The sequence below is a fragment of the Rheinheimera faecalis genome (assembly GCF_021290965.1).
Lineage (GTDB): Bacteria > Pseudomonadota > Gammaproteobacteria > Enterobacterales > Alteromonadaceae > Pararheinheimera > Pararheinheimera faecalis.
Window position 1 is genome coordinate 58,170 of record NZ_JAJOYT010000004.1, and the last position, 22,423, is coordinate 80,592.

At 45.4% G+C, this 22,423-nt stretch carries 13 protein-coding genes and 1 pseudogene; 12 read left to right on the forward strand and 2 right to left on the reverse strand.

All coding sequences use genetic code 11. From position 1 onward, the window contains the following. Positions 1-25 precede the first annotated feature (25 nt). From LSG34_RS08560 to LSG34_RS08570, 3 genes are read left to right on the forward strand one after another with little or no spacing between them, the layout of a single operon-like run. Positions 26-1,402: a TolC family protein gene (locus LSG34_RS08560; RefSeq protein ID WP_233008407.1), complete on the forward strand. Its 1,377-nt coding sequence runs from the start codon at positions 26-28 to the stop codon at positions 1,400-1,402. Continuing rightward, positions 1,399-3,018: an efflux RND transporter periplasmic adaptor subunit gene (locus LSG34_RS08565; protein ID WP_233008408.1), complete on the forward strand. Its 1,620-nt coding sequence runs from the start codon at positions 1,399-1,401 to the stop codon at positions 3,016-3,018. The genes LSG34_RS08560 and LSG34_RS08565 overlap by 4 nt, the downstream gene beginning before the upstream one ends. Continuing rightward, on the forward strand, positions 3,015-6,155 hold the full coding sequence (locus tag LSG34_RS08570; RefSeq protein ID WP_233008409.1) for an efflux RND transporter permease subunit: 3,141 nt from the start codon (positions 3,015-3,017) through the stop codon (positions 6,153-6,155). Before LSG34_RS08565 ends, LSG34_RS08570 begins: the two co-directional genes overlap by 4 nt. Before the next feature lie 32 nt (positions 6,156-6,187). Here LSG34_RS08570 and LSG34_RS08575 read toward each other — a convergent pair. Further along, positions 6,188-6,778 (reverse strand): annotated as a pseudogene (locus LSG34_RS08575) (transposase). Between the two features lie 145 nt (positions 6,779-6,923). Here LSG34_RS08575 and LSG34_RS08580 point away from each other — a divergent pair. The 5 genes from LSG34_RS08580 (at position 6,924) to LSG34_RS08605 (ending at position 17,314) form a co-directional block, all read left to right on the forward strand. Further along, on the forward strand, positions 6,924-11,159 hold the full coding sequence (locus LSG34_RS08580; protein ID WP_233008410.1) for an EAL domain-containing protein: 4,236 nt from the start codon (positions 6,924-6,926) through the stop codon (positions 11,157-11,159). A gap of 199 nt (positions 11,160-11,358) precedes the next feature. Next, positions 11,359-13,491 carry a TonB-dependent receptor gene (locus tag LSG34_RS08590; RefSeq protein ID WP_269822843.1) on the forward strand — a complete coding sequence of 711 codons (2,133 nt, stop codon included), beginning with the start codon at positions 11,359-11,361 and terminating at the stop codon, positions 13,489-13,491. Positions 13,492-14,004: 513 nt separating this feature from the next. Further along, entirely contained in the window at positions 14,005-15,429 is a 1,425-nt protein-coding gene (locus tag LSG34_RS08595) for an aminotransferase-like domain-containing protein (RefSeq protein ID WP_233008411.1), read from the forward strand. A 329-nt stretch (positions 15,430-15,758) separates the two neighbouring features. Next, complete coding sequence (locus tag LSG34_RS08600; RefSeq protein WP_233008412.1) at positions 15,759-16,700, forward strand: ketopantoate reductase family protein; 942 nt, start codon at positions 15,759-15,761, stop codon at positions 16,698-16,700. Positions 16,701-16,852: 152 nt separating this feature from the next. After that, entirely contained in the window at positions 16,853-17,314 is a 462-nt protein-coding gene (locus LSG34_RS08605) for a hypothetical protein (protein ID WP_233008413.1), read from the forward strand. A 75-nt stretch (positions 17,315-17,389) separates the two neighbouring features. Here LSG34_RS08605 and LSG34_RS08610 read toward each other — a convergent pair whose 3' ends face one another. After that, complete coding sequence (locus LSG34_RS08610; protein WP_233008415.1) at positions 17,390-18,085, reverse strand: LysE family translocator; 696 nt, start codon at positions 18,083-18,085, stop codon at positions 17,390-17,392. A gap of 98 nt (positions 18,086-18,183) precedes the next feature. Here LSG34_RS08610 and LSG34_RS08615 point away from each other — a divergent pair, with 98 nt between their 5' ends. The 4 genes from LSG34_RS08615 to LSG34_RS08630 all read left to right on the forward strand — a co-directional run bounded on the left by LSG34_RS08615 (position 18,184) and on the right by LSG34_RS08630 (position 22,401). Next, positions 18,184-18,915: an SDR family oxidoreductase gene (locus LSG34_RS08615; protein WP_233008417.1), complete on the forward strand. Its 732-nt coding sequence runs from the start codon at positions 18,184-18,186 to the stop codon at positions 18,913-18,915. A 29-nt stretch (positions 18,916-18,944) separates the two neighbouring features. Further along, positions 18,945-19,469 (forward strand): DinB family protein, encoded by a 525-nt coding sequence (locus LSG34_RS08620; protein WP_269822844.1) that lies wholly within the window; start codon positions 18,945-18,947, stop codon positions 19,467-19,469. Next, positions 19,466-19,945 carry a PaaI family thioesterase gene (locus LSG34_RS08625; protein ID WP_233008419.1) on the forward strand — a complete coding sequence of 160 codons (480 nt, stop codon included), beginning with the start codon at positions 19,466-19,468 and terminating at the stop codon, positions 19,943-19,945. Before LSG34_RS08620 ends, LSG34_RS08625 begins: the two co-directional genes overlap by 4 nt. Positions 19,946-20,559: 614 nt before the next feature. Next, positions 20,560-22,401 (forward strand): NACHT domain-containing protein, encoded by a 1,842-nt coding sequence (locus LSG34_RS08630; protein ID WP_233008420.1) that lies wholly within the window; start codon positions 20,560-20,562, stop codon positions 22,399-22,401. The last annotated feature ends 22 nt before the right edge of the window (positions 22,402-22,423 follow it).

The window sequence follows — 22,423 nt, forward strand, 5'->3', positions numbered from 1 at the left end:
GAAGATCATTGATGGAATTACGTAAATGCATTCAATTTTTACATTGGGCGTCAGGGGGTCTCTGTTATCTCCAATTCGCCACCATAGGCTCTGCTCAAACAACTTCGTTATCAGTGCTTGTTTGTTGCTTTGTTTTGCCAATGTTGCAGCAGCGCAATCATCTTCAACAGCACTGACTCTGCAAGCTGCTTTGGAGCTTGCTGAAAGCCGTTCTGCAACACTTCAGGCTCAGGATTCAGTAAAACGAGCTGCGCGTGAGATGGCAGTTTCCGCATCTCGCCTGCCTGATCCTCTGCTGCGTTTGTCTGTAGACAATCTGCCTGTCGAAGGAGCCATGCGCTACAGTCTGACTGATGATTTTATGACCATGCGTTCAGTCAGCCTGATGCAGACGTTTACAGCAGCTGATAAACGTCAGGCGCGCAGTGTTCGTTATGAACGCGAAGCTGAGGCGGCATCCTCTGAGCAATCATTACTTAAAGCATGGCTACTCACTCAAACAGCCAAGGCCTGGTTCGATCGCTATTACCAAGAGCAAATGCTCGAACTGTTGCAACGTCAGCGTGACGAAGCCAAAGGGGTGAGTGAGGCTATCGAATCCTCTTATAGTGCTGGCCGTCTTAGTCAGGCTGACGTCCTGGCGGCGCAATCCGCAGTAGCACAAATTGACAACCGAATGCTGGAGGCGAGGGCGGAACTCAGCACCATTGAGGCACTTTTGCAACGTTGGATTGGTGACGCGGCTTCAGATCCACTTGCCCTCCCGCCCCGCATTGACAGTACTCGTCTTGTAGCACACCAGTTAGCAGATGATATTGATTTGCATCCGGATGTCGCCGTGCTGAATGCCCGTGAGCGTATTGCGCTGGCGGATGTCGACCTGGCTGAACTGGAAAAAGATGCTGATTGGAGCTGGTCTCTTATGTACAGCAAGAGAGGCAGTCAGTTTGGCGATATGGTATCGCTTGGCGTGTCCATCCCTCTGCAGTGGGATCAGGCGAACAAGCAAGACAGAGAAGTTGCAGCCAGACTTGCGCAAGTTGAACAGGTGCGTTTTGAGCGCGAAGAATTGCGGCGTGAGCACCTTTTTGAGACTCAAAGACTCCTTGTAAACTGGCGCAGCAACCTGACCCGCCTGGATAATTACAACACGAGGTTGATCCCGCTGGCAACCCAGCGCGTGGAGGCTTTAATTGCTGCATTTCGTGGCGGCAAGGCATCTTTGGCAGAAGTACTTGAAGCTCAGCGAATGCTGATCGACACCCAGTTAGACAAGCTAGGTCTTGAAAAACAGACAGCTGCCTGGTGGGCTGAACTGGAATTTCTTATTCCCCGCGACTACAGCAGACCAACCAACTCATACCATCCGTCTAATCACTCAGCTGAGGAGACTTTGCCATGAGTACCAAAACTATTCTGCTCATCGTAGTGATAACAGCCGGACTCATGGCTGGGGGACTAAGTTTCTATCAATTAGGTTTCAGCAACGGAGAGACGCATGCATTAAGTGTCGGGTCCACAGAAACTAAAAGAACAACCCAAGTCGTTGACCCCTCGACCTGGGGGATCGCTGAAGGTGAGGTTGCCTCGAAGCGCCATATTGAAGCAGGCCTAAAGGCCGGAGATATAGATCCCGTTACAGAGCGAAAAATTCTCTATTACCACGATCCTATGGTTCCGGGGAACAAGTTTGAGGCACCGGGAAAATCTCCTTTTATGGATATGATGTTAGTACCAACTTACGCCGGAGCCGAAAGCTCAGACAACAGTACAGTCTCCGTCAGTTCGCGTATTCAGCAGAATCTGGGCGTGCGGACTGGTGAAGTGATGCAGGCTCAATGGACTCCTGAACTATCAGCTGTGGGTACAGTGGCGTGGAATGACCGTAGCCAATTTATGGTGCAGGCTCGCGCAACTGGTTTTGTGGAGAAGCTACATGTCCGCACAGCATTAGATCCGGTTAGTAAGGGACAGTCATTGCTGGAGCTCTATGTACCGGACTGGGTAGCAGCGCAGCAAGATTACCTGACCACTCTGGGTTTGAAAACAGAGGGGCTGGAGAGGCTTACTCAAGCTGCCCTGCAGCGCATGCGTCAGGCGGGTATGACCGAAACTCAGATCAGCCAGGTAAAAAGCACAAGGCAGGTTCATGCCCGTATCACGCTCAGCGCTCCGGCCAGTGGCGTTATCACGGAATTGATGGTTCGTGACGGAGCCACAGTAACTATGGGGACGCCGCTTATGCGCATCAACAGTCTTTCGAGTCTGTGGGTTGAGGCTGAAATACCGGAAAGTCTGACCGCTCAGGTGAGGGTTGGCTCAGAAGTTGAGGCACAAACTGCTGCGTTACCAGCAGAAGTGTTCCGTGGTCAGGTGCAAGCCTTATTGCCTGAGATTAATCCAACGACCCGCACACGTAAAGCCCGGATGGTGCTCGATAACCCGCACGAATTGTTAGTGCCAGGCATGTTTGTGCAGATGAAGCTCAGCGGCGGACCAGCCCGCACTGCGTTGGTCGTTCCGTCAGAGGCGCTGGTACGTACCGGTCAACGAACCCTTGTTATTGGGGTTGAAAATGAAGCCTTTCGTCCGTTCGAAGTGCGTATTGGTTATGAACAGAACGGTCAGACTGAAATTTTGTCAGGATTAAAGCAAGGGCAAAAAATTGTGCTTTCCGGACAATTCCTTATCGACTCTGAAGCCAACTTAAAAGGTGTTGAAGGCCGTTGGTCTTTAGACAAGAAACAAGGTTCAGTAACACCAGAGGCTCAAAGCTACCACACATCTGCATTAGTGGAAGCAGTAGCCGATGAAACCCTTACGCTGACGCATCCGGAAATACCGGCATTAAAATGGCCTGGCATGACGATGGATTTCAGGTTGGCTCCTGATCACTCATCCATCAAACCTGAGGTGGGTAGCACGATACAAATTGAGTTTCTCCTGCCGGAGGACGAAGCGCCACTGATTATCCAATGGCAACCAGAACAAAACAAGGCAAACGGAGGTGAGCAATGATTGCCCGCTTGATCCACTGGTCGATTAGCAACCGCATTCTGGTTTTACTTGCCACCTTGCTAGTAGCTGCATGGGGCGTCATCTCTTTGCTTCGTACTCCGCTGGACGCTTTGCCAGATCTGTCGGACACTCAGGTAATCGTCCGTACCAGTTGGCCAGGGCAAGCACCTCAGCTGATTGAAAATCAGATCACTTATCCGATGACGACCACTATGTTGTCAGTGCCTGGGGCGCGGGTGGTGCGTGGTTATTCGTTTTTTGGCGACAGTTATGTGTATGTGTTGTTCGAAGATGGGACTGATCTCTATTGGGCTCGTTCGCGAGTACTTGAATACCTCAATCAGGTGCAATCCCGGCTACCTCCGGGCGCAAGCTCAGCGCTTGGTCCTGATGCGACTGGGGTGGGCTGGATTTACCAGTACGCATTAATCGACCGCTCTGGTCAGCAGGATCTGGCCCAGCTGCGCAGCTTGCAAGACTGGTTTCTCAAGTTTGAATTAAAGGCAGTATCCGGAGTGGCTGAAGTCGCGACTATCGGCGGCATGGTACGGCAGTATCAAGTGGTACTGAACCCGGACAAACTTGCTGCTTATCGTATTCCTGTGGAGCAAGTGATCGAGGCCATTCGCCGGGCTAATCAGGAATCGGGTGGATCGGTACTGGAAATGGGAGAGGCTGAGTTTATGGTACGAGCCTCCGGCTACCTGAAAACATTGGACGACTTTCGTGCCATTCCACTGAGAACTACTGATGCCGGAGTATCGGTTTTGCTGGGTGATGTTGCCCATGTTCAGATTGGGCCAGAGATGCGCAGGGGGATAGGCGAGCTGGACGGTGAGGGCGAAGCCGTTGGAGGCGTGATTATTATGCGCTCCGGTGAGAACGCCTTAACAACCATAGCGGCGGTCAAAACAAAATTGACGGCGTTGAAGAAGAGTCTGCCGCCCGGTGTGGAAATAGTGCCGACTTATGACCGTTCGAGGCTTATTGAAAGAGCCATTGAGAATCTTAGCTTCAAACTGCTTGAGGAGTTTGCTGTTGTTGCAGTCGTTTGTGCGCTGTTTCTGTTCCATCTCCGATCAGCTTTGGTGGCTATTGTCTCTTTGCCTTTAGGTATTCTGGCTGCATTTATTGTGATGCATTGGCAGGGGGTCAATGCCAACATTATGTCATTGGGCGGCATTGCCATTGCCATAGGTGCTATGGTTGACGCTGCTGTGGTTATGATTGAAAACGCTCATAAACATCTGGAGAAATGGCATCAGGATCATCCTGAGGAGTTGTTGCATGGTGAAACTCGTTGGCGGGTGATCGCCGATGCAGCTGCAGAGGTAGGTCCTGCGCTGTTTTTTTCTCTATTGATCATTACCTTGTCTTTTGTGCCGATTTTTACATTAGAGGCACAAGAAGGACGGCTGTTTTCGCCACTAGCCTTTACCAAAACCTATGCTATGGCAGCCAGTGCTGGTCTGGCGGTTACTTTGATCCCCGTACTAATGGGCTACCTGATCCGCGGCCGGATCCCTGCTGAGCAAAAGAATCCGCTTAATCGCTGGTTAAGCGCTGCTTACCGGCCTTTACTAAATATCGTATTGCGTTTTCCCTGGACCACCATTGTATTTTCCTTTGTCATTTTTGTGGCCAGTTTATGGCCATTACAACATCTTGGCACTGAATTTATGCCGCCTCTTGACGAAGGTGATGTGCTGTATATGCCAACGGCACTGCCGGGCCTGTCGGCCAGTAAAGCTGCGCAGTTACTGCAGCAAACCGATCGTCTGATCAAAGCGGTACCCGAAGTTGCCAGTGTATACGGAAAAGTGGGCAGAGCAGATACTGCAACGGATCCAGCACCGCTGGTTATGTTTGAAACCACCATTCAGTTTAAGCCCAAAAGCGAATGGCGTTCAGGAATGACGGCGGAAAAGATCATTGAAGAACTGGACAGAACAGTGCGGGTGCCCGGCCTGACGAATATCTGGATCCCGCCAATTCGTAACCGTATCGATATGCTGGCCACAGGTATCAAAAGTCCGGTAGGGGTGAAGGTGTTGGGCAGCGATCTTTCGGTGATTAATCAACTGACAAAAGAGATTGAGCAAAAGGTTAAACAGATTCCCGGAGTAACCAGCGCTTTTGCTGAGCGTTTGACGGGAGGACGTTATGTCAATATCGATATCCAGCGCGAGCGGGCGGCTCGTTATGGGCTGAATATCGCTGATGTCCAGTTGACTGTCGCCAGTGCTGTGGGCGGGATGAACATTGGCGAAACTATTGAAGGGCTGCAGCGTTACCCCATCAACGTTCGTTACCCACGTGAGGTCCGCGATTCACTAGCACTGTTACGCAGTTTGCCTATTGTTACACCCAGAGGGCAGCAGTTGATACTTAGTGATGTCGCTAACATTCGTATAGAAGACGGTCCACCGATGTTGCGCAGTGAAAACGCACGTTTGGCGGGCTTTGTGTACGTGGACCTGCGTGGTCGGGATCTGGGCACCGCGGTGCGGGAGATGCAACAAGCCGTCGCTGAGCAGGTCAAATTACCACCCGGTTATTCAGTTTCGTGGTCAGGACAATTTGAATTTCTTGAACGAGCCACAGAGAAGCTAAAACTGGTTGTGCCGTTTACTTTGCTGATCATTTTTATCCTGCTTTACCTGACCTTTAAGCACTTTGCTGAGGCTTTGCTATTGATGGCAACCTTGCCTTTTGCACTGGTCGGCGGGATCTGGTTGTTGTTTGGTCTCGGTCACAATCTTTCTGTTGCTGGCGTAGTGGGTTTTATCGCCCTCGCCGGTGTGGCTGCCGAATTCGGTGTGATCATGCTGCTTTACCTCAAACAAGCATGGCAGGCACGAACCGATCAACATCAGAGCAGTGAAGCTGATTTGCTGGATGCCATTCGTGAAGGCGCAGTGTTACGCGTGCGGCCCAAAGCCATGACAGTTGCTGTGATCCTGGCCGGTCTTTTACCCATCTTATGGGGAGCGGGCACCGGCAGTGAGATTATGCAGCGGATTGCGGCCCCTATGGTCGGCGGAATGATTTCTGCGCCGCTGCTGTCGATGTTTGTGATCCCGGCAGCGTATTATCTGATGTATCGGCCTCGTCGACAATTAGATGTACAAGTTTGAGGCACACGACGTCTAATTAACCAGAGATCGGTTTAACGAGTCATGACTGTAACAGTAATAAACTTCGCGTTTATGATGTTCAGTTGTGGCTTATTGCCCTTCAATTAATAAGCGATGAGCTCTTCTATCATGTTCTGCAAAAAGCTATGAACACTGCGATGTCTGGAGCGTTCTATGTGAGATATTTTTCAACTGGTCGTTGATGGTATCGATGATAAAGCACCTTGAATGCATGACTCTGTCCCACAAGGATATGGCTTTTGCTTTCATGCTTTTACATAGGTTGGTCACCAGCGTAATGCCTTTCTCCAGTCGATCACTGGACCATGTTTTGCTGTCATGCAGATTGGCAGAGGGGATTTTCGCCGCTGAATTCGCAAGTTGTGACAGACTTTGATACAGGTGGAATCAACAGATCCGATGCCAGTTGGCTGGCTTTTCAGGCTGACGAAGTAACTGCAAAGAGGCGTTGAGTATCTGAAATAAGGTAATAATGGTCATAATTTCACTCATTGGCATGCGCCCAGCACGCTGCAGCTTGCGTGTTCCATCGGTTAAAAGAATTTTCCCCATTCAGGGATGAAAACCGCAGAAAAATCATCGATATCGTAAAAAACTTCCACTAACTTGTGCACAGATCCTCTTTGTTGTGATTGAGAGGCCGATCGAAAGATCCGATCACGATGAGAGCCTTTAGTGCAAACTTTCTTATCCCGGCTTTGGGTTACACTCGTTTATTACTAAAACAGTATGTAAGCAATTGGGGATTTGTACTACTATCGTGCTATCGTCCGGCTTACAAACCTAGATAAAAATCCAAATATGCCGTTTCTTACTCAGACCATATTTCTTGCCTGCAGCGCTTTTGTGACTCGCTATAAGCCTCTTCGCTGTTGGCCGGGGTTTTTACTGTTCATTGTGTCCGTTTTTACTTGTACTCTGGTATCTGCCACCCCCAATGTGTCGCGTCTTTCTCCTGACAATGGTTTAAGTCAGGGCGTGGTTTACACAATGAAGCTGGATAGCAAAAAGCAGCTTTGGTTAGCCACAGAAAGTGATTTAGACCGGTTTGATGGCACCAGTGTAGAGCACATGCGTGCGGCGCTTAATTTAAGCAGCGATATTGTCTGGGACTTTGATTTTGTTACTGATACCAAACTGCATGTTGCAACAGCGGATGCAGGTCTCATTGAGATGGATTTGTTAACAGGTCATGCCCGCTATCTGCAACGAGATAGTAAAGGGGCGTTTTCCCGGGCACGGGCAATCTATATAATCCGCGAAGATGCGCAGCAAGAACGCTGGTATGCCAATGAACTGTCCGTATATCAGTTGAATAAAGACGGTAACCTTAGCGAAGTATTTACGTTCACTGGGAAAGACCCTGTTGTTCACCACATACGCGATATACTTCGCTTCGAGGATACCCTTATTATTGCTACGTCGATGGGGTTATACCAGTTCGATTTATCCAATAAACTATTAAAACCACTACCGTATTTACCGGAAAATGCCGTCGAAGACCAGCTCAACAGTAAAGCGTTGTTGCTGCATGACGAGCATTTACTGATCGGTACTGTCAGAGGCCTATATCGCTTACCAATCAGTGTTTTACGGCAGCCCTCTGCTGAGGTGCTGGCTGAGACATTGCTACCAAAACACAACGTCTGGAAAATTAAGCTGTCGCAACAATACGGTATTTTATTGGCTACTGACTCTGGCTTGTTACAACTGGATGCTGAAGCAATCACAGCAAAGACGTTGTTTCAGCCAGGGAGTACTGCTTTTGCTTATGCCGACGATACCATTCTGGACTTTATTGAATTAGATGATGGCAACTTCTGGCTCGGCTCACGTGGAGATGGGGCTTATTTCTGGAACAGCCAGTTCGCCGGTTTTGAAAATGTGTTTAATCGCACCGGTGAAAATACACTGAGCCATAATGTTGTCTTCGGTTTACACAGCACTGCAACAGATTTATGGATTGGCACGCAAAACGGCCTGAACCGTTATCAATGGCACAGCGGTGAAATTAAACAGTTTTTGGTGAATAGCGATAGTGCAGCTGTGGAGTCAGCAGCGACAATATACGGTATTTACCCGCATGCATCTGACCGCTATTTATGGCTGCTGACAGCAGTGTCTTTAGTACAATTTGATACCGTTTTAAATCAGCTCGTGGTACCAACTTCAATACAAAACTCTGATGTGTTTCAGCAATATATTTACAGTGTCACACAAACTGCTGACAACGACTTATTAATTATTAATGCCAAAGGGGCATTTCGGATAAAAAACGACAGTAGTACACAGCCTTTGAAATCTCTGTCATTGTTTTTATCTTCACCTCAAGACGCGCAATGGTTTGGCGCTGATCCTGCAGCTGTAAATGAGTTCTTCTTTTTTTACCAAGGCGCGATTTGGCGATACAGGCTGGAGCAAGACAAAGTATCGTTGGTATATCAGCTACCAGAGCAACATAAAGACAAAGTTTTATTTGGGGAAGGAATGCAGCAAGTGAACCAAAGCCTGTGGTTTTTAATCTCTGGTCTGGGGTTGGTTGAGCTGGACAGCACGAATTTTACTTTGAAGAGCACTTTTTTCAATCCGGATGAGCCCTCCTTATCAACTTCTACCTTGTATGCGCTGCAAAAAGACAATAAGGACTATTTGTGGATGAGTAGCCATTCCGGATTATGGCGGTTTAACCCCAAGCTGCGGCTTTTGCGTCAGTTTACGAGTCGTGATGGCTTGGCTTATAACGAGTTTAATGGTACTTCGGGCCATCTCTCACAGCACAATAACAAGATGGTGTTTGGCTCGATGCGGGGAGTATCGATTTTTGAAGCAAATCAATTTATCGCTCAAAAACAGGCCCAGCCAACGTTATATTTTACGAATGTATCGCTTGAATCAAAAAAATTAGTACCACAACTTATACCAGCACAACAACAAGAGCTTAAACTGGCACATGATGATTATGGCTTGAGGGTCCAAGTTTCGGCATTTGATTACAAACTACAGAATGACACCCAATACAGGTTTGACCTGAGTGGGTCAATGGAATTACCGGATTACATCAAACCTTTTCCCTATTTGTCATTGCCAAATTTGACACCAGGTAAGTACACCTTGAAGGTCAGCGCTTTTAACCCGGCAACAGAGCAATACAGCAAACCCGCCTTGATGCAGATCAGTGTAGATTATCCGCCCTGGCGTAGTCCCTTAGCCTATGCGCTTTATGTGGTAATGGTTCTCAGCATGGTAATGCTTTGGCTTCGCAGCAAAATAAAGCAAAGAACCATACTACTTGAACAGCATAACGCTTTAAGGCAGGTAAAAAATAAGCTTGAGTTGGCCTTGGCAGTGGCTTCTAGTGACGTATGGGAAGCAGACCTTAACCAGAACTGCCTTATCCATTCCAGTCGTATGTTATTTATTTTTCCGACGTTGCAGGACACTTACAGTATAGAGGACTACCTGGCGAAACTGCACCCGGATGACAGGGCCAGTTATTACCAAAACTGGCAAGCGCTGAAAGATAACGAGAGCACCGAGTTTAATTGTATTTACCGGATAAAAACGAACGAAGGCCAATGGCGCTGGTTTAAAGATGTCGGCAAGCTGTCCGTATTGCAATCAGACAAGCCACAGCAGATTTATGGGTTGTACACCGACATTACCTCACATAAGTTAACAGAGCAGGAACTTGAGCACTTGTCGCACTATGATCAGGTAACTGGGCTGCCTAACCGTAATTTACTGCAGCAATACCTGACACAAGCGGAAAACGGGCTGCAATTCAGTGCCTTTATTGTCATCAAATTGTTGCAATTTAGCGAAATTAAAAGTGCTTTTGGCGACTTAGTGACAAATTCTGCACTGTTACAACTATCGACACGTATGCGTAGCATAATAAGTACGCCCAATTTATTAATTCATGCTGCAGAGTCAACTTTTGTAGTCGCCCTGCAAAACAGTGAAGCTGGGGATGTAAGCATTATATCTGAGCGCTTACTATCACTGATTAACACTCCGATCACTGTTCATGAACAGGACATTACGATATCAGGTATAGCGGGTACGGCGTGCAGTGCTAATGAGCCTTATTCCGGACAACAATTACTGAACCAAGCCGAGCTTGCGCTGCGTGCTGCAAGAGACAGTGGTGGTTATCAACATTATTCTTATCAAACCGGGCTTCTGGAGCAAACCAAACAAAAATTTATTCTGCAGCAGCAGTTAAGGGATGCAATCTCGCAGAATAAGTTGCTCAATTATTATCAGCCGATTATCAATGCAAAAAGTGGTGTACCGGTTGGAGTAGAGTTGCTGCTCCGCTGGAACAACAATGGCCAGTTTGTGCCGCCTGACGAGTTTATTCCGATTGCTGAGCAGTGCGGTTTGATTGACCAATTAACCTGTTTGTCTCTTGCAACAGCCTGTGAAGATATCTTGTTATTGCAGAACCAGGGCGTCACGCTTTATTTGTCCATCAACCTAACAGCAACACAACTGTGTTCACACTCGATTCTTGCGCTGTTTAAAAAGATTATTCTGGAAAAGGGCTTGTCACCAAAGCTAATACGACTTGAGATCACGGAGTCGAGCTTGATCCAGAATAAAGGCAATGCTATCCATAATATGAACGAGCTGCGAGACGCTGGGTTTCAGATCTTTTTGGACGATTTTGGTACTGGTTACTCTTCGTTGAAATATATTCAGGATTTTCCACTGGATGCGATCAAGATAGACCGCAGTTTTGTATCGAACATCACTAAATCCAACAATACCGCCATTATCGACACTATTATCACTCTGGCAGATAGTTTGGGAGTTGTCTGTATAGCAGAAGGTGTAGAAACCGTAGCTGAGCGAGATTATCTGCTGAGTAAAAATTGTCACTATATGCAAGGTTATTTATACAGTAAACCAGTTTCTATCGAGCAATTGTTAACTTTATATACCGTGCTGTCGTCGCAGTATGCCATCTTTGATAAGTAAAAATTGTACCCGCCCGACGAGCCCTGCAGTGCGCTGTAAACAGATTGTTGTTTAGCGCATTCTCCTGCATTTGAACTGCTCCTTTTGGATAGACAGCAGCAACTACGCGTCAGTAAATGCAAATGATAACGATTGTTAATTGATTTTTAGGCGTTTATAATGCGCTCAATTTTAGCATTCACCTCATTTGGAAGTAGTTATGACTGGTATTCGCAATATGACGTATTTAGCCGTGTTTCTGGCGTTAAACCCTGTAGTGGCGCAAGCGAACAGTGCCACTGAAACTCAGGGTATTGAGCGGATAACTATTACCGGTAGCCGTATAGTAGAAAGTCTGGACGAAGTTCCGGCCAGTATTACCCTGATAGATCAGCAAACCATTAATGAAAACCTGCAGGTGAGCTCTGAACTACAAAACCTGCTGTCACTTGCTGTGCCGGGTATGGCACCTGGTACTGGCAGTACTAGTAATTTTGGGCAGACTTTACGTGGTCGCAATGTATTGGTGATGATTGATGGAGTACCACAAGACACCCCTTTGCGTAATGGCGGCCTCGGTATTCGGACTTTAGATCCGGCCAGTATTGAGCGTATTGAAGTGGTGAATGGTGCAACGTCAATTTGGGGGAATGGCGCTGCAGGGGGCGTGATTAACTACATCACGAAAAAGCCGGGTGAGGGCGCAGCTAATGTCATGCTGTCGCAATCAATCCGTAGCAGTCTGGTTAAAGCTGAAGATAGCATCGGTTATCGCAGCGTACTGTCGGTTAATGGAAATGCGGGCAAGCTGGGCTATGTGGCTAAGTTGTCGCAGGAGAAATACGGTGTGCAACGCGATGCTGACGGCGATATTCTTGGCCTGCAATATGGCTTGTCGGACAGTCGGCAGCGTGATGCTTTTGTGAAATTAGCCTACCAGCTTGATGACGAGCAGTCGCTGCAGTTCAGTTACAATTATTACGACTCGGATCAAGATGCGAAGTACCGTGATGTTGCTGGCAATATTGATTTGGGTGAGAAAACCTATTCTGTGCCGCTGACGGCAGGTGAGGTGGTGCAGGGGGCGCCGCAAGGGCCTGAAGGCAATTATAATCTGATGCTGAAATATCAGCATAATGAGCTATTTAGTAACACCGGTCTGGTTGTGGATGCTTACCGGCAGAAAATCGACAACGTGTTTTTCTGGTCAGCAACGCTGGCGAATCCAGAGCAGGAGTTTGACGGTGGCCAATCGGCCATCTTATCGGAAAAAGACGGCCTGCGCGCCGTACTGACCAGCGCCGTAACATTAGGCCTGGTTGATGCGACTTTCATCTATGGTGTCGATGTGCTGCAGGATGTCACATCGCAACCCTTATTAGATGGTCGTATTTGGGTACCGGAAATGGATATGGGCTCCCAGGGCTTATTTGTGCAAAGCAAGTGGGCGTTCGGTGATGACTGGACATTAAAAGCCGGTGCGCGGCGCGAGTCGGTCAGCGTGAAGGTAGCTGACTATGACACCTTAAGGTTATGCCGCAATGCTCAAACCTGCTCAACACCGATGGCTGTCACTGGCGGAAAAATAGATTACGATGCAACCACATACAATCTGGGCTTACGTTATCGCTGGTCTGATGCCTTTTCACCTTATGTTAGTTACTCCGAAGGGTTTGAAGTACCTGACCTGGGTTTGTTGCTGCGCACTGCAACGGTAAATGCTATCAGCTTGATCCAAAGCGAAGCGTCTGTGGTTAAAAATTATGAAGCTGGTTTTAGCAGCCAGGTTGATGCTTTGTACCTGAATGTTGCAGTTTATCGCAGCGAGTCTGAATTAGGCACTGGTAGCCAACTTGATAGTGCTACTGGCATTTACCGGCCGGTGCGGGCACCTCAAAAAATCTGGGGTTATGAAGTATCTGGCGAGTATCGTTTGTCTGATGCGTGGCAATTAAGCGCTGCTTATGGCTACGCTGAAGGTAAAGATACGAAAAACGATATTTACCTGGGTGCCCGCCAAATTAGTGCGCCAAAACTGACCAGCTCTGTGCGTTACCGCTCGAGCGCTGATTTGAGTTTTAGTATGTATTGGCTGCACGTATTTAACCGGGACCGTTTTAGCCCTAACGCTGATGGTTTTTACACAGGTGACCAAGGCCCGGTGAAGAGTTACGATGTGCTGAATTTGTCAGCGAACTATCAGATAAACAATTGGCAACTGTTTGCAGGTATTGAGAATTTGCTGAATGAAGATTACTTCCCGGCCCGTTCGCAGTCGTTCAGGTACGGTACTGGTTACAGCGTTAAAGGATTAGGTGCAAACTTAAATATGGGTGTTAGTTACACGTTTTAATAGTGAAAGATAACATCACAATTTTAAGTCAAGTGACAAGGTGTATAGCGTTTTAGAGTCAGCTCTAAAACCATTTGATTGGAGAACCTACATTAGTCACAAACTTAATTACACACTGACAGTCAGATCCAACCCCGCGAAGCGGTTTGGCTCTGATCCCAGTTTGCCAACTGCGGTCGGGTTTAGCTGATTGCAGGTGGCAGCTGGTTAGCGATTGATTTACTTTAAAACCCGCTCTTTGAGGCGGGTTTTTGTTTGTAGTGAATTTTTCAATGATGATTTCCTGATCTCAATATCTTGATGAGTTAAATAAAGTGAAAGTTTAAACAATGGCTCTGAGTGAGCTGGTCTTTTAGTCCTATCCAGAGGTGATATAAGTGAATGAATCCGGATGCTTCGAATCTTAGGCGGTTGAAATCCAATTGCTGTATCTAACTAAACAGCGCAATCTGTATCTATGCAGATCAGTTATATTTAATGAATATAAGTACAGATTGCTGGGGGAGGTGAGCTATGGCACATAGGTATCAGGAATTAGCACAGGAATTTATACACAATATAGAAAAAGGCCTATACCAGCCCGGAGATAAGCTGCCAGGAATAAGGACACTGAGTACAGATCGTGGGTTAAGTATGATCACTGCCGTTTCTGCCTATCGCCGACTGGAAGAGCAGGGTTATGTCGAGGCTCGTCAAAGATCTGGCTATTTTGTAAAACTTCGGCCTGTGATCCGGAAACTGAAGCTTGTTAAATCAGCAGAGCTTCCAGCCCCTTGTCTGGTCACAGGGCAAGAAATGATACTGGCGATGTCCAAAGCTGTCAGTGATCCAGATTGTATCAAGCTTGGCTCTGCTGTACCTGGTCCGTCTTTTTTCCCCATACAAATTGTTCACAAAGCTTTAGTCAAGGCTACCCAGCATATGCAGCGCCTCGCTGGCTATGAGCAACCAGCAGGGGCGCCGGAATTACGTATTCAGATTGCACGACGAATGGCTATGCAAGGCTATCTGGCGGATGCCGATAATATCATTGTGACCAATGGAGGGCAGGAAGCTTTATCTTTAGCGTTGCGTGCTGTCACGCAACCCGGCGACCTGGTTGCTGTTGAAAGCCCTACATTTTATGGACTGCTTCAAATCATAAAATCATTGGGATTAAAAGTTATAGAAATTCCAACTCATCCTGAAAACGGAATTTCGCTCGACGCTTTACAACTCGCCGCCGAGCATTGGGACATTAAAGCCTGTATTGTTATCCCAAACTTTAATAATCCTCAGGGTTTCACAATGTCTGATGAGCGAAAGCTTGCACTGATCAGACTTTTATCTGAGCGCAAAATCAGCATCATTGAAGATGACACTTATGGTGATCTCGGTTACAACCAGTCCAGACCCGCCTCGTTAGTCAGTCTGGCACCACATGCTGATATCTTGTACTGCAACACATTTTCTAAATCTATGTCTCCCGATTTAAGGATTGGCTGGGTCACCTCAAGGTTTCACAAAAACGCGCTGGAGCTACTTAAGTTCTCCAGCAATGTTGCAACATCATCAGTCACCCAATTAGCTGTTGCTTCGGTTTTGGAATCAGGTAAATACGAGCGTCATCTGAGAAAAGTTCGTTTGGAATATCAGGTGGCAGTAGACAGAATGGTGATAAAACTGTGCCAGCTTCTTCCGGATGAGTGCCACATTACTGTCCCCAAAGGTGGTTTTCTGTTATGGCTACAGCTACCAGAGCATATAGACAGTAATTTATTAGCCAATGCGGCTTTAAAAAAAGGCATCAGCATTGCACCTGGTCAGCTTTTTTCTCCAACGCAAAAGTATCGTAATTACGTCCGGTTATCTTGTGCCAGAACATGGGATGCCCGCATGGACTATGCCATCAAAACCTTAGCTGATTTAATCCGGTTTGCTGATTCCTCTGTGGCCTGATGGAGTTGTGCTTATAAAACTTAATGGCTCTGTAGCTACTTGGCCTCTGTTATCCAAAGCACTATAGGCCTGACGATTTCTATCCATAGGGTTGAAATCGCCTTCTTAACTGGTCACAGCTTTGGCTGTGTTTCACCTGTTCAGATGAACAGAATGGCGGCATAGCAGACTATATGTCTGCTCATGCCGTCCTTTTTAACTAGCTTCGGATTAGCTGTTGATCTGAATGCCAGTTCGGAAGCTGTACCGCAATGATCAACATCTTCTGTATCTGTCATCAGCAGCCTCTTTATGCTGATATAGCCACCCTTTGATCCAGAACCGAAATTATGGATACAACGCCTGTTTATGTTATTGGATGCGGAGCTATTGGTTTTCCACTTGCGGCGTCCTTAAGTCAGATTGGAAAAAATGTAATAGCGGTCAGAAGCTCTGTCAGTCGTATAGGTTTGCACTTTGAGCTGATAAAAATTGAGCAAAATGGCGTGGAGACAGAAATTGCTGTAGCCGTGACCAGTCTGGATTTACTGCAGAGGCAGAAAGGTATTTTTGTTATCACCGCAAAAACCTTCGTAAACACACAGATTGCAATTCAACTTTCCCAACTGAACATATCAGGCCCTATAGTATTGATGCAAAACGGGCTGGATGTTGAAGCTCCATTTATCGACGCTGGCTTTGAACAAGTTTTCCGCACTGTCTTGTATTTCACCAGCGAGAAAAAAGCTGAGCTCACTTATTCTGTGAAGCCAGTAAAACCTTCAGTAGTAGGGGTAGTGAAAGGAAGTTCAGAGCTGTTGCCCGAACTGGTGAATCAACTGCAAAATCCTTTACTGGTATTTCAGGCAACAGAGCAAATTAAAACTATTGTGTGGCAAAAGACCATAGCAAATATTGTATTTAACTCAATTTGCCCACTTCTGAATCAGGACAATGGAGTTTTTTTCCGTAACCCCGAAGTAATGGCATTAGGTGATGAGCTCATTGCTGAATGCATTCAGGTTGCACAAGCTGATGGAGTTGAACTGGAGCATCAAATGGTACGAGAGCAAATTCTGGCGATCAGTCAAGCCTCCAGTGGTTTGCTAATTTCCACCTTGCAGGACTTAAACGCAAAACGTCAAACAGAGATCAATGACATCAACCTGGCCGTTGCCAGAAAAGCAGACCTTTATGGCCTTACGGGGGCGGTAACCCGCACCAGAGTGTTGGGCGAACTTATACTGCTAAAACAGCGTTTAACATCACAGCTCTATGGCGATAAAAAGTAAGGCGTTTTTTCAGTGTTCTGAAACCCTGGGCGAGTGGCGTACAGCATTGACTGGGCCAGCGTTGCTGTACATAAAAAATACTCAAAAACTGTCTCTGCACTTATCGGAGTTTTTAACCGAAGCTTAGCGCTCTTACTTAGCGGAGAGCACTAATGCAATTATCTAAACTAATAACAGCCATAGCGCTGCTAAGCCTGAACAGCTGCGCAGCCACGACAATAAAGCCTCACTCAGGACAATACAGCTTTTATCGCCTTCAGATGCAACACGAAACATGGCCGGAATTAGCGGACCAACTGCAAGGCAGCAACCAGCTGCAGTTGCGGATAAATGCAGTCCGCCAGCATTTCAGTAACAAAGAGCAAGTGTGGTTGTTGGGTCAGCCTGTGCAGCTTCAGGCGGGGCACTACCAGCTACAAACTGACAGTGGACTTTTGTCAGTTAGGCTGCTGTTGCAAGAGAAGAATTGGCTGGTAACGTTAAACAAAGCCGAGCCATTCTCCCGACAAGAGCTGTTACAGCTTCTATCTGAGTTGAAATTGAGTTCAACCTACAAACTGCCAACAGAGCGTTATAAGTCTTATCTGTCAGTGAGGGATATTTTTATTATGTGAATCAGCGATATTACTTATATTGGTGATTATGCTAATTAAAGGTAATCTTTCATATCTTCTCAACTATCAGATAAACTAACCGAATAACTCATAAACCACAGGCCAGGTGGATACGGCAAGCAACAAGCCCATGAGCCTGTTAAACAGACGATAAGCCCGGTCATTTTTCAAAACTTTGGACATCAAATGCCCGCCTAACAACCAACTGGTAGTACAAGGTAAACCGACCAGAAAAAAAGCCGCAGTGATCAGAAAAATCTGCAGCCCAATATTGCCCCCTACAGTAGTAAAAGTGGCAACAGCACCAGTAATCATGACCCAGGCTTTGGCGTTTACCCATTGAAAAGCTGCAGCCTGCCAAAAACCAAAAGGTTTTACCTTCCCCTCTGATGTACTCACAGGATCAGTGGTGGCAATTTTCCAGGCTAACCAAAGCAAGTAGAGTAACCCAACCACTTTCACCAATTGATGCAACATTGGGTAAAGTGTAAACACAGATCCCAGGCCCATACCTATCAATACCACCATAAGACAAAAGCCCAGGTTTATGCCAAACAAATGAGGCAGACTGGCCCGAACTCCAAAATTCAGTCCCGAGCTTAAAATCATCATATTATTTGGCCCGGGAGTAATGCAGGCAACCCAGCTAAATGTTAATAAAGCCAGTAAATAATTCCATTCCATCGTAAAGATCACAGCGGCCTCCAGTGTTAAAAGCTTAGGCATCCATTGCATCAGAGATTGAAGCGCCAATCCCGATACAGAAAGCATAAATTTCTGCAGTACAGTCTCTGTGCCTATGTTATTCACTTCTTCTGTTACTGTATTTAATTCACTTAATGGGTAGGCTTGTAATGAAGGGAGGCTGTATGAAAAAAACTGTTATTGTCACAGGGGGCAGCAGAGGTATTGGCGCTGCGACCTGCAGGCTACTGGTGCAACAAGGCTACCAGCTTTGTTTTAGTTACCGCCAGCGCCATGTTGAGGCGCAAAGCTTATTAAAACAGCTGTCTGCCACAGCTGCTAACGTCATTGCAGTTCAGGCCGATTTGACGCAGGAGTCAGACGTGCTCAAGCTGTTCGACCAGGCGGAAAGCCAGTTAGGCCCAATCACACATCTGGTCAACAATGCAGGAATGTTATTGCCTCAAAGCGGTATTAATGACATCAGTGCTGAGCGCTTTATGCAGATGATCAGCAACAACCTGCTAAGTTGTTTCTTAGCTTGTCGCGAAGCAAGTCGTCGCATGCAAGATGGAGGAGCCATAGTGAATGTATCTTCTGTGGCTGCAAAAACAGGCTCTCCGTTCGAGTATTTAGATTATGCGGCTTCTAAAGCAGGCATTGATACTTTGACAAAAGGCTTGGCTATCGAACTGTCTTCACGGGCTATAAGGGTAAATGCTGTGCGCCCCGGTTTTATTCATACCGATATGCATAAAGATGGGGGGGAGCCGGATAGGGTGCAGCGTTTAAGCCCGCAGATCCCACTACGCCGCGGAGGTCAGCCTGATGAAGTAGCACAAAGCATAGCCTGGCTACTGTCGGAACAAGCAGGTTATATCACAGGCTCTTTGCTGGATGTAGCGGGTGGTCGCTAATCAGACTGGCAGAAATGGGGTACAGAACTATGTTGTCTTTTTTCAAATGCAAAGCGCATTACAATCAATGGATGAATCAGACGCTTTACAACGCCTGCAATGATATTCCGGATGAGCTGAGACGTAAAAACCTTGGGGCATTTTTCGGGTCTGTACATCACACTTTAAATCATTTGCTACTGGTGGATTTATTATGGCTTTCCCGAATTAATCCACAGATAGAGTGCCCAGCAACACATTTAGCACAACAACTTTACACCGATTATGCTGAGCTGAGAGAAGCACGTTTTACGCTTGACCATCAATTGATCAAACTGAGCAATGAACTGACAACAGCGCAGCTTAAAAAACCTGTTCAATACACCAGCCTGCAATCTGCGCAACCAAAACTTTACCCTTTGGATCTGATCCTGCTGCACTTATTTAATCACCAGACACATCATCGCGGCCAAATCACTACCTTATTATCGCAATTGGGCGTCAATTCTGGCTGTACCGACCTTATTTTTATGCCTGATGCAGAGAAATTATTGAGTGCTGAGGAGTTTGCATGACTGACGCCACGTTGCCTGTTTTAAGTTACTTACAAAAGCTGCTAGCTGGTGAACTGACAGCTCAAGATCACATTACTCAACTCTACCCAACGGCTATATCGCAGACCTTGAAATTCAATATTCTGCAAGTTGCTGCCGGAGAGGCAAGCTTGATGTTACATACAGATCCAAAGCTTCACGGTAACCAGCAAGGTACAGTACATGGCGGCTTGTTAGCTGAATTAGCAGATGCGGCTATTGGCACTGCACATTCAACTTTGATGCAGCCAAATGAAACTTTTACCAGTATAGATCTGCGTATCCAGTTCTTTCGCCCTGTGTGGCAGGACAAGCTCACTGCAGTGGCAAAACCTGTCCAGTCAGGTAAAACCGTTACCCATTATGAATGCATGATTTATAAAGATGATGGCAAAGTTGCAGCAAAAGCCAGCGGCATAGTGATGACATTACGTGGAGCGCAGGCCAAAGGGCGTTAGGTCGCCGAATTAGCTACGCTGAGTAAAGACTCTGTTCACATTCACTCCTTGCTTAACTGCCAGTCACAAACTTAATTAAACCCAAAGTTCAGCATTAAGGTCGTAGGTTGATAAAAGTCACAATCTTAATTAAATTTAACTCTTTATAACTTATTGATTTTTATAGTGTGGTAGTCACAAACTTAATTACACGCTGACAGTCAGATCCAACACCGCGCAGCGGTTTGGCTGTGACCCCAGTTTGCCAACTACGGTCGGATTTATCTGAGTGCAGATGGTAGATGGCTAGTGATTGATTTACTTTGAAACCCGCCCTTTGAGGCGGGTTTTTTGTTGGCAAAAACTGAAGGTTAAAAATGTTAAGCAATGATGCGGTTCGCTTTGTATAACGAATGGTTAAGCTATGTTTCGCCTAAAAGATTTTAAATATTATTAGTGACTTATTTTCCTGTCTCGGCTACATTTTGTCTTAAGTCACGATAAGGAACTCTAGCATATTATATTAATAATTAGGTGCTAACTGATTCAAAAAATGCAGACTGATGATTACGAGTACAATTTTTTCTAGCATCAGAGTTGAATATGGTTATAAGAAATTAATAAAGAGGATTCTTATGAAAGAATTAGATGCAAGCTTAATTGCCATAGAGCTAGTTAAGGAATTTGTAAAACCAGTGTTCGATGGTGTTGGCAAGATAAGCTCTGAGGCACTTGATAAATTAAAGGTTACTTTGAATACGTGCTTTTCAAAGTACATAACCAGAAGTTACGACCGATACTCAAAAATAAAAACTATTCTGTACCGTGATGCACCAGTTAACATAAAAGATTTCTATGTCAGAACAGATCTTAATATGAGATTTGGAGAAATACTTCCGGAATCAATGTTTTTAGGAAAATTAAGAATTAATAAAAGAGTTGTAGTCTCTGGTACTGCTGGGTCAGGAAAATCTACATTCTGCAAAAGTGTATTCTTAGATTTGATTGAAAAACCAGTTGGCATTTTTCCGATATTTGTAGAGTTAAGGCATCTAAACTCTGACTCTGAAATTAGCTTGTTTGACTTCATCCTTAAAACCCTATCTGAGATAGAACCAAATTTTAATAAATCGCAGCTTGATTACTCCCTATGTTTAGGCAAGACCCTGTTGATTTTCGATGGATTTGATGAGCTAAATAATGAGCTTAGAGATAAATATGAAAAGGAGATTGTTAGTCTTGCATCAAAATATCAAAACATATTGATTCTCTTATCTAGCCGTCCAGATGATAGATTTCAATCGTGGGAGGAATTTTACATATATAACGTAATTCCTTTAGACAAACTAAAATCAAAATCTTTAATAAATAAGTTGGATTATGATAAACAAGTTAAGCAAAAATTCTTAGATGAGCTTGATAGTGTTCTTTTTGAAAAACATGAAAGCTTTGCAAGTAATCCTTTGCTGCTAACAATGATGCTCCTAACTTATGAGCAAATCGCAGAAATTCCCAATAAAATACATTTGTTTTATGAACAGGCATTTTTGACTTTATTTAATAAACATGACTCCTTGAAAAGCTTATATAAGCGAAAATCACTTTCTGAGTTACCTCTGGATGAATTCAAAAAAATGCTATCTGCATTCTCAGTAGTTAGCTACGTAGACAGAAAATATTATTTCTCAGAAGATGAAGTCACAAAATATTTGAAAAACGCTAGTAGAATTTCAGGGATTGATATTGATGTGAATTTATTTTTGTGTGATTTGTTAGACACTGTGTGCATTATGCAGAGGGATGGTAACGGTTACACATTTACGCACAGATCATTTCAAGAATATTTTACGTCAATATTTCTTGTGAATTATGCTCCTGATAATAAATTTGAACTCATAGATAGAATAGCTTTCATCAATGATCGTGACAACGTGATACCAATGTTTTTTGACATAAACCAAGATTTAATTGAACAAAAATGGATTATGCCAAGAATGGAATTGATGCTATCCGAGCTATCTGCTGTTCCTGATACTGTGCAAGGAAAACTGAGATTATTATCAATAATGTATAGTGGTTTGACCGTTTATGATGATGAAGATGAACCCCAAATTGCTTTTAGACTATATAGTAGGGAAGGCGATTATGCTCGATTTATCCATGTGCTTTACAAAATTTATGGGGAAGAAATGCACAGTTACTATGAAAATGTTCAAAGTAAAGGAAACACGCCAGCAGAAAGAAATGCAATGAAAAAGCTGATAGAAATAATACGTGCTATCCCTGGGGAAGAACCTGAGCTTCTTAGCCTAGTTGATGTATCAAGAATAGATAGTCAGGTTGCTAAAGTAATATATAAGTCAAAATGTTACGAGCATTTAAATGCTAACCTGAGTTTCTTGGCATTAAAACTAAACGAATTGCGTGATAAATATCAAAGCAAGCAAGCTGAGCTATCTGAGTTGCTTTTTGGATAAAAGGTTATCGCACTTTACAAAT

What these genes read in the sequence shown, in the direction of transcription:
- LSG34_RS08620 (WP_269822844.1), top strand. Translation starts at nt 18,945, where the DNA reads ATGTTGTCTTTTTTCAAATGCAAAGCGCATTACAATCAATGGATGAAT.
- LSG34_RS08565 (WP_233008408.1), top strand. Translation starts at nt 1,399, where the DNA reads ATGAGTACCAAAACTATTCTGCTCATCGTAGTGATAACAGCCGGACTC.
- LSG34_RS08590 (WP_269822843.1), top strand. Translation starts at nt 11,359, where the DNA reads ATGACTGGTATTCGCAATATGACGTATTTAGCCGTGTTTCTGGCGTTA.
- LSG34_RS08600 (WP_233008412.1), top strand. Translation starts at nt 15,759, where the DNA reads ATGGATACAACGCCTGTTTATGTTATTGGATGCGGAGCTATTGGTTTT.
- LSG34_RS08615 (WP_233008417.1), top strand. Translation starts at nt 18,184, where the DNA reads ATGAAAAAAACTGTTATTGTCACAGGGGGCAGCAGAGGTATTGGCGCT.
- LSG34_RS08605 (WP_233008413.1), top strand. Translation starts at nt 16,853, where the DNA reads ATGCAATTATCTAAACTAATAACAGCCATAGCGCTGCTAAGCCTGAAC.
- LSG34_RS08610 (WP_233008415.1), bottom strand. Translation starts at nt 18,085, where the DNA reads ATGCTTTCTGTATCGGGATTGGCGCTTCAATCTCTGATGCAATGGATG.
- LSG34_RS08570 (WP_233008409.1), top strand. Translation starts at nt 3,015, where the DNA reads ATGATTGCCCGCTTGATCCACTGGTCGATTAGCAACCGCATTCTGGTT.
- LSG34_RS08560 (WP_233008407.1), top strand. Translation starts at nt 26, where the DNA reads ATGCATTCAATTTTTACATTGGGCGTCAGGGGGTCTCTGTTATCTCCA.
- LSG34_RS08625 (WP_233008419.1), top strand. Translation starts at nt 19,466, where the DNA reads ATGACTGACGCCACGTTGCCTGTTTTAAGTTACTTACAAAAGCTGCTA.
- LSG34_RS08630 (WP_233008420.1), top strand. Translation starts at nt 20,560, where the DNA reads ATGAAAGAATTAGATGCAAGCTTAATTGCCATAGAGCTAGTTAAGGAA.
- LSG34_RS08595 (WP_233008411.1), top strand. Translation starts at nt 14,005, where the DNA reads ATGGCACATAGGTATCAGGAATTAGCACAGGAATTTATACACAATATA.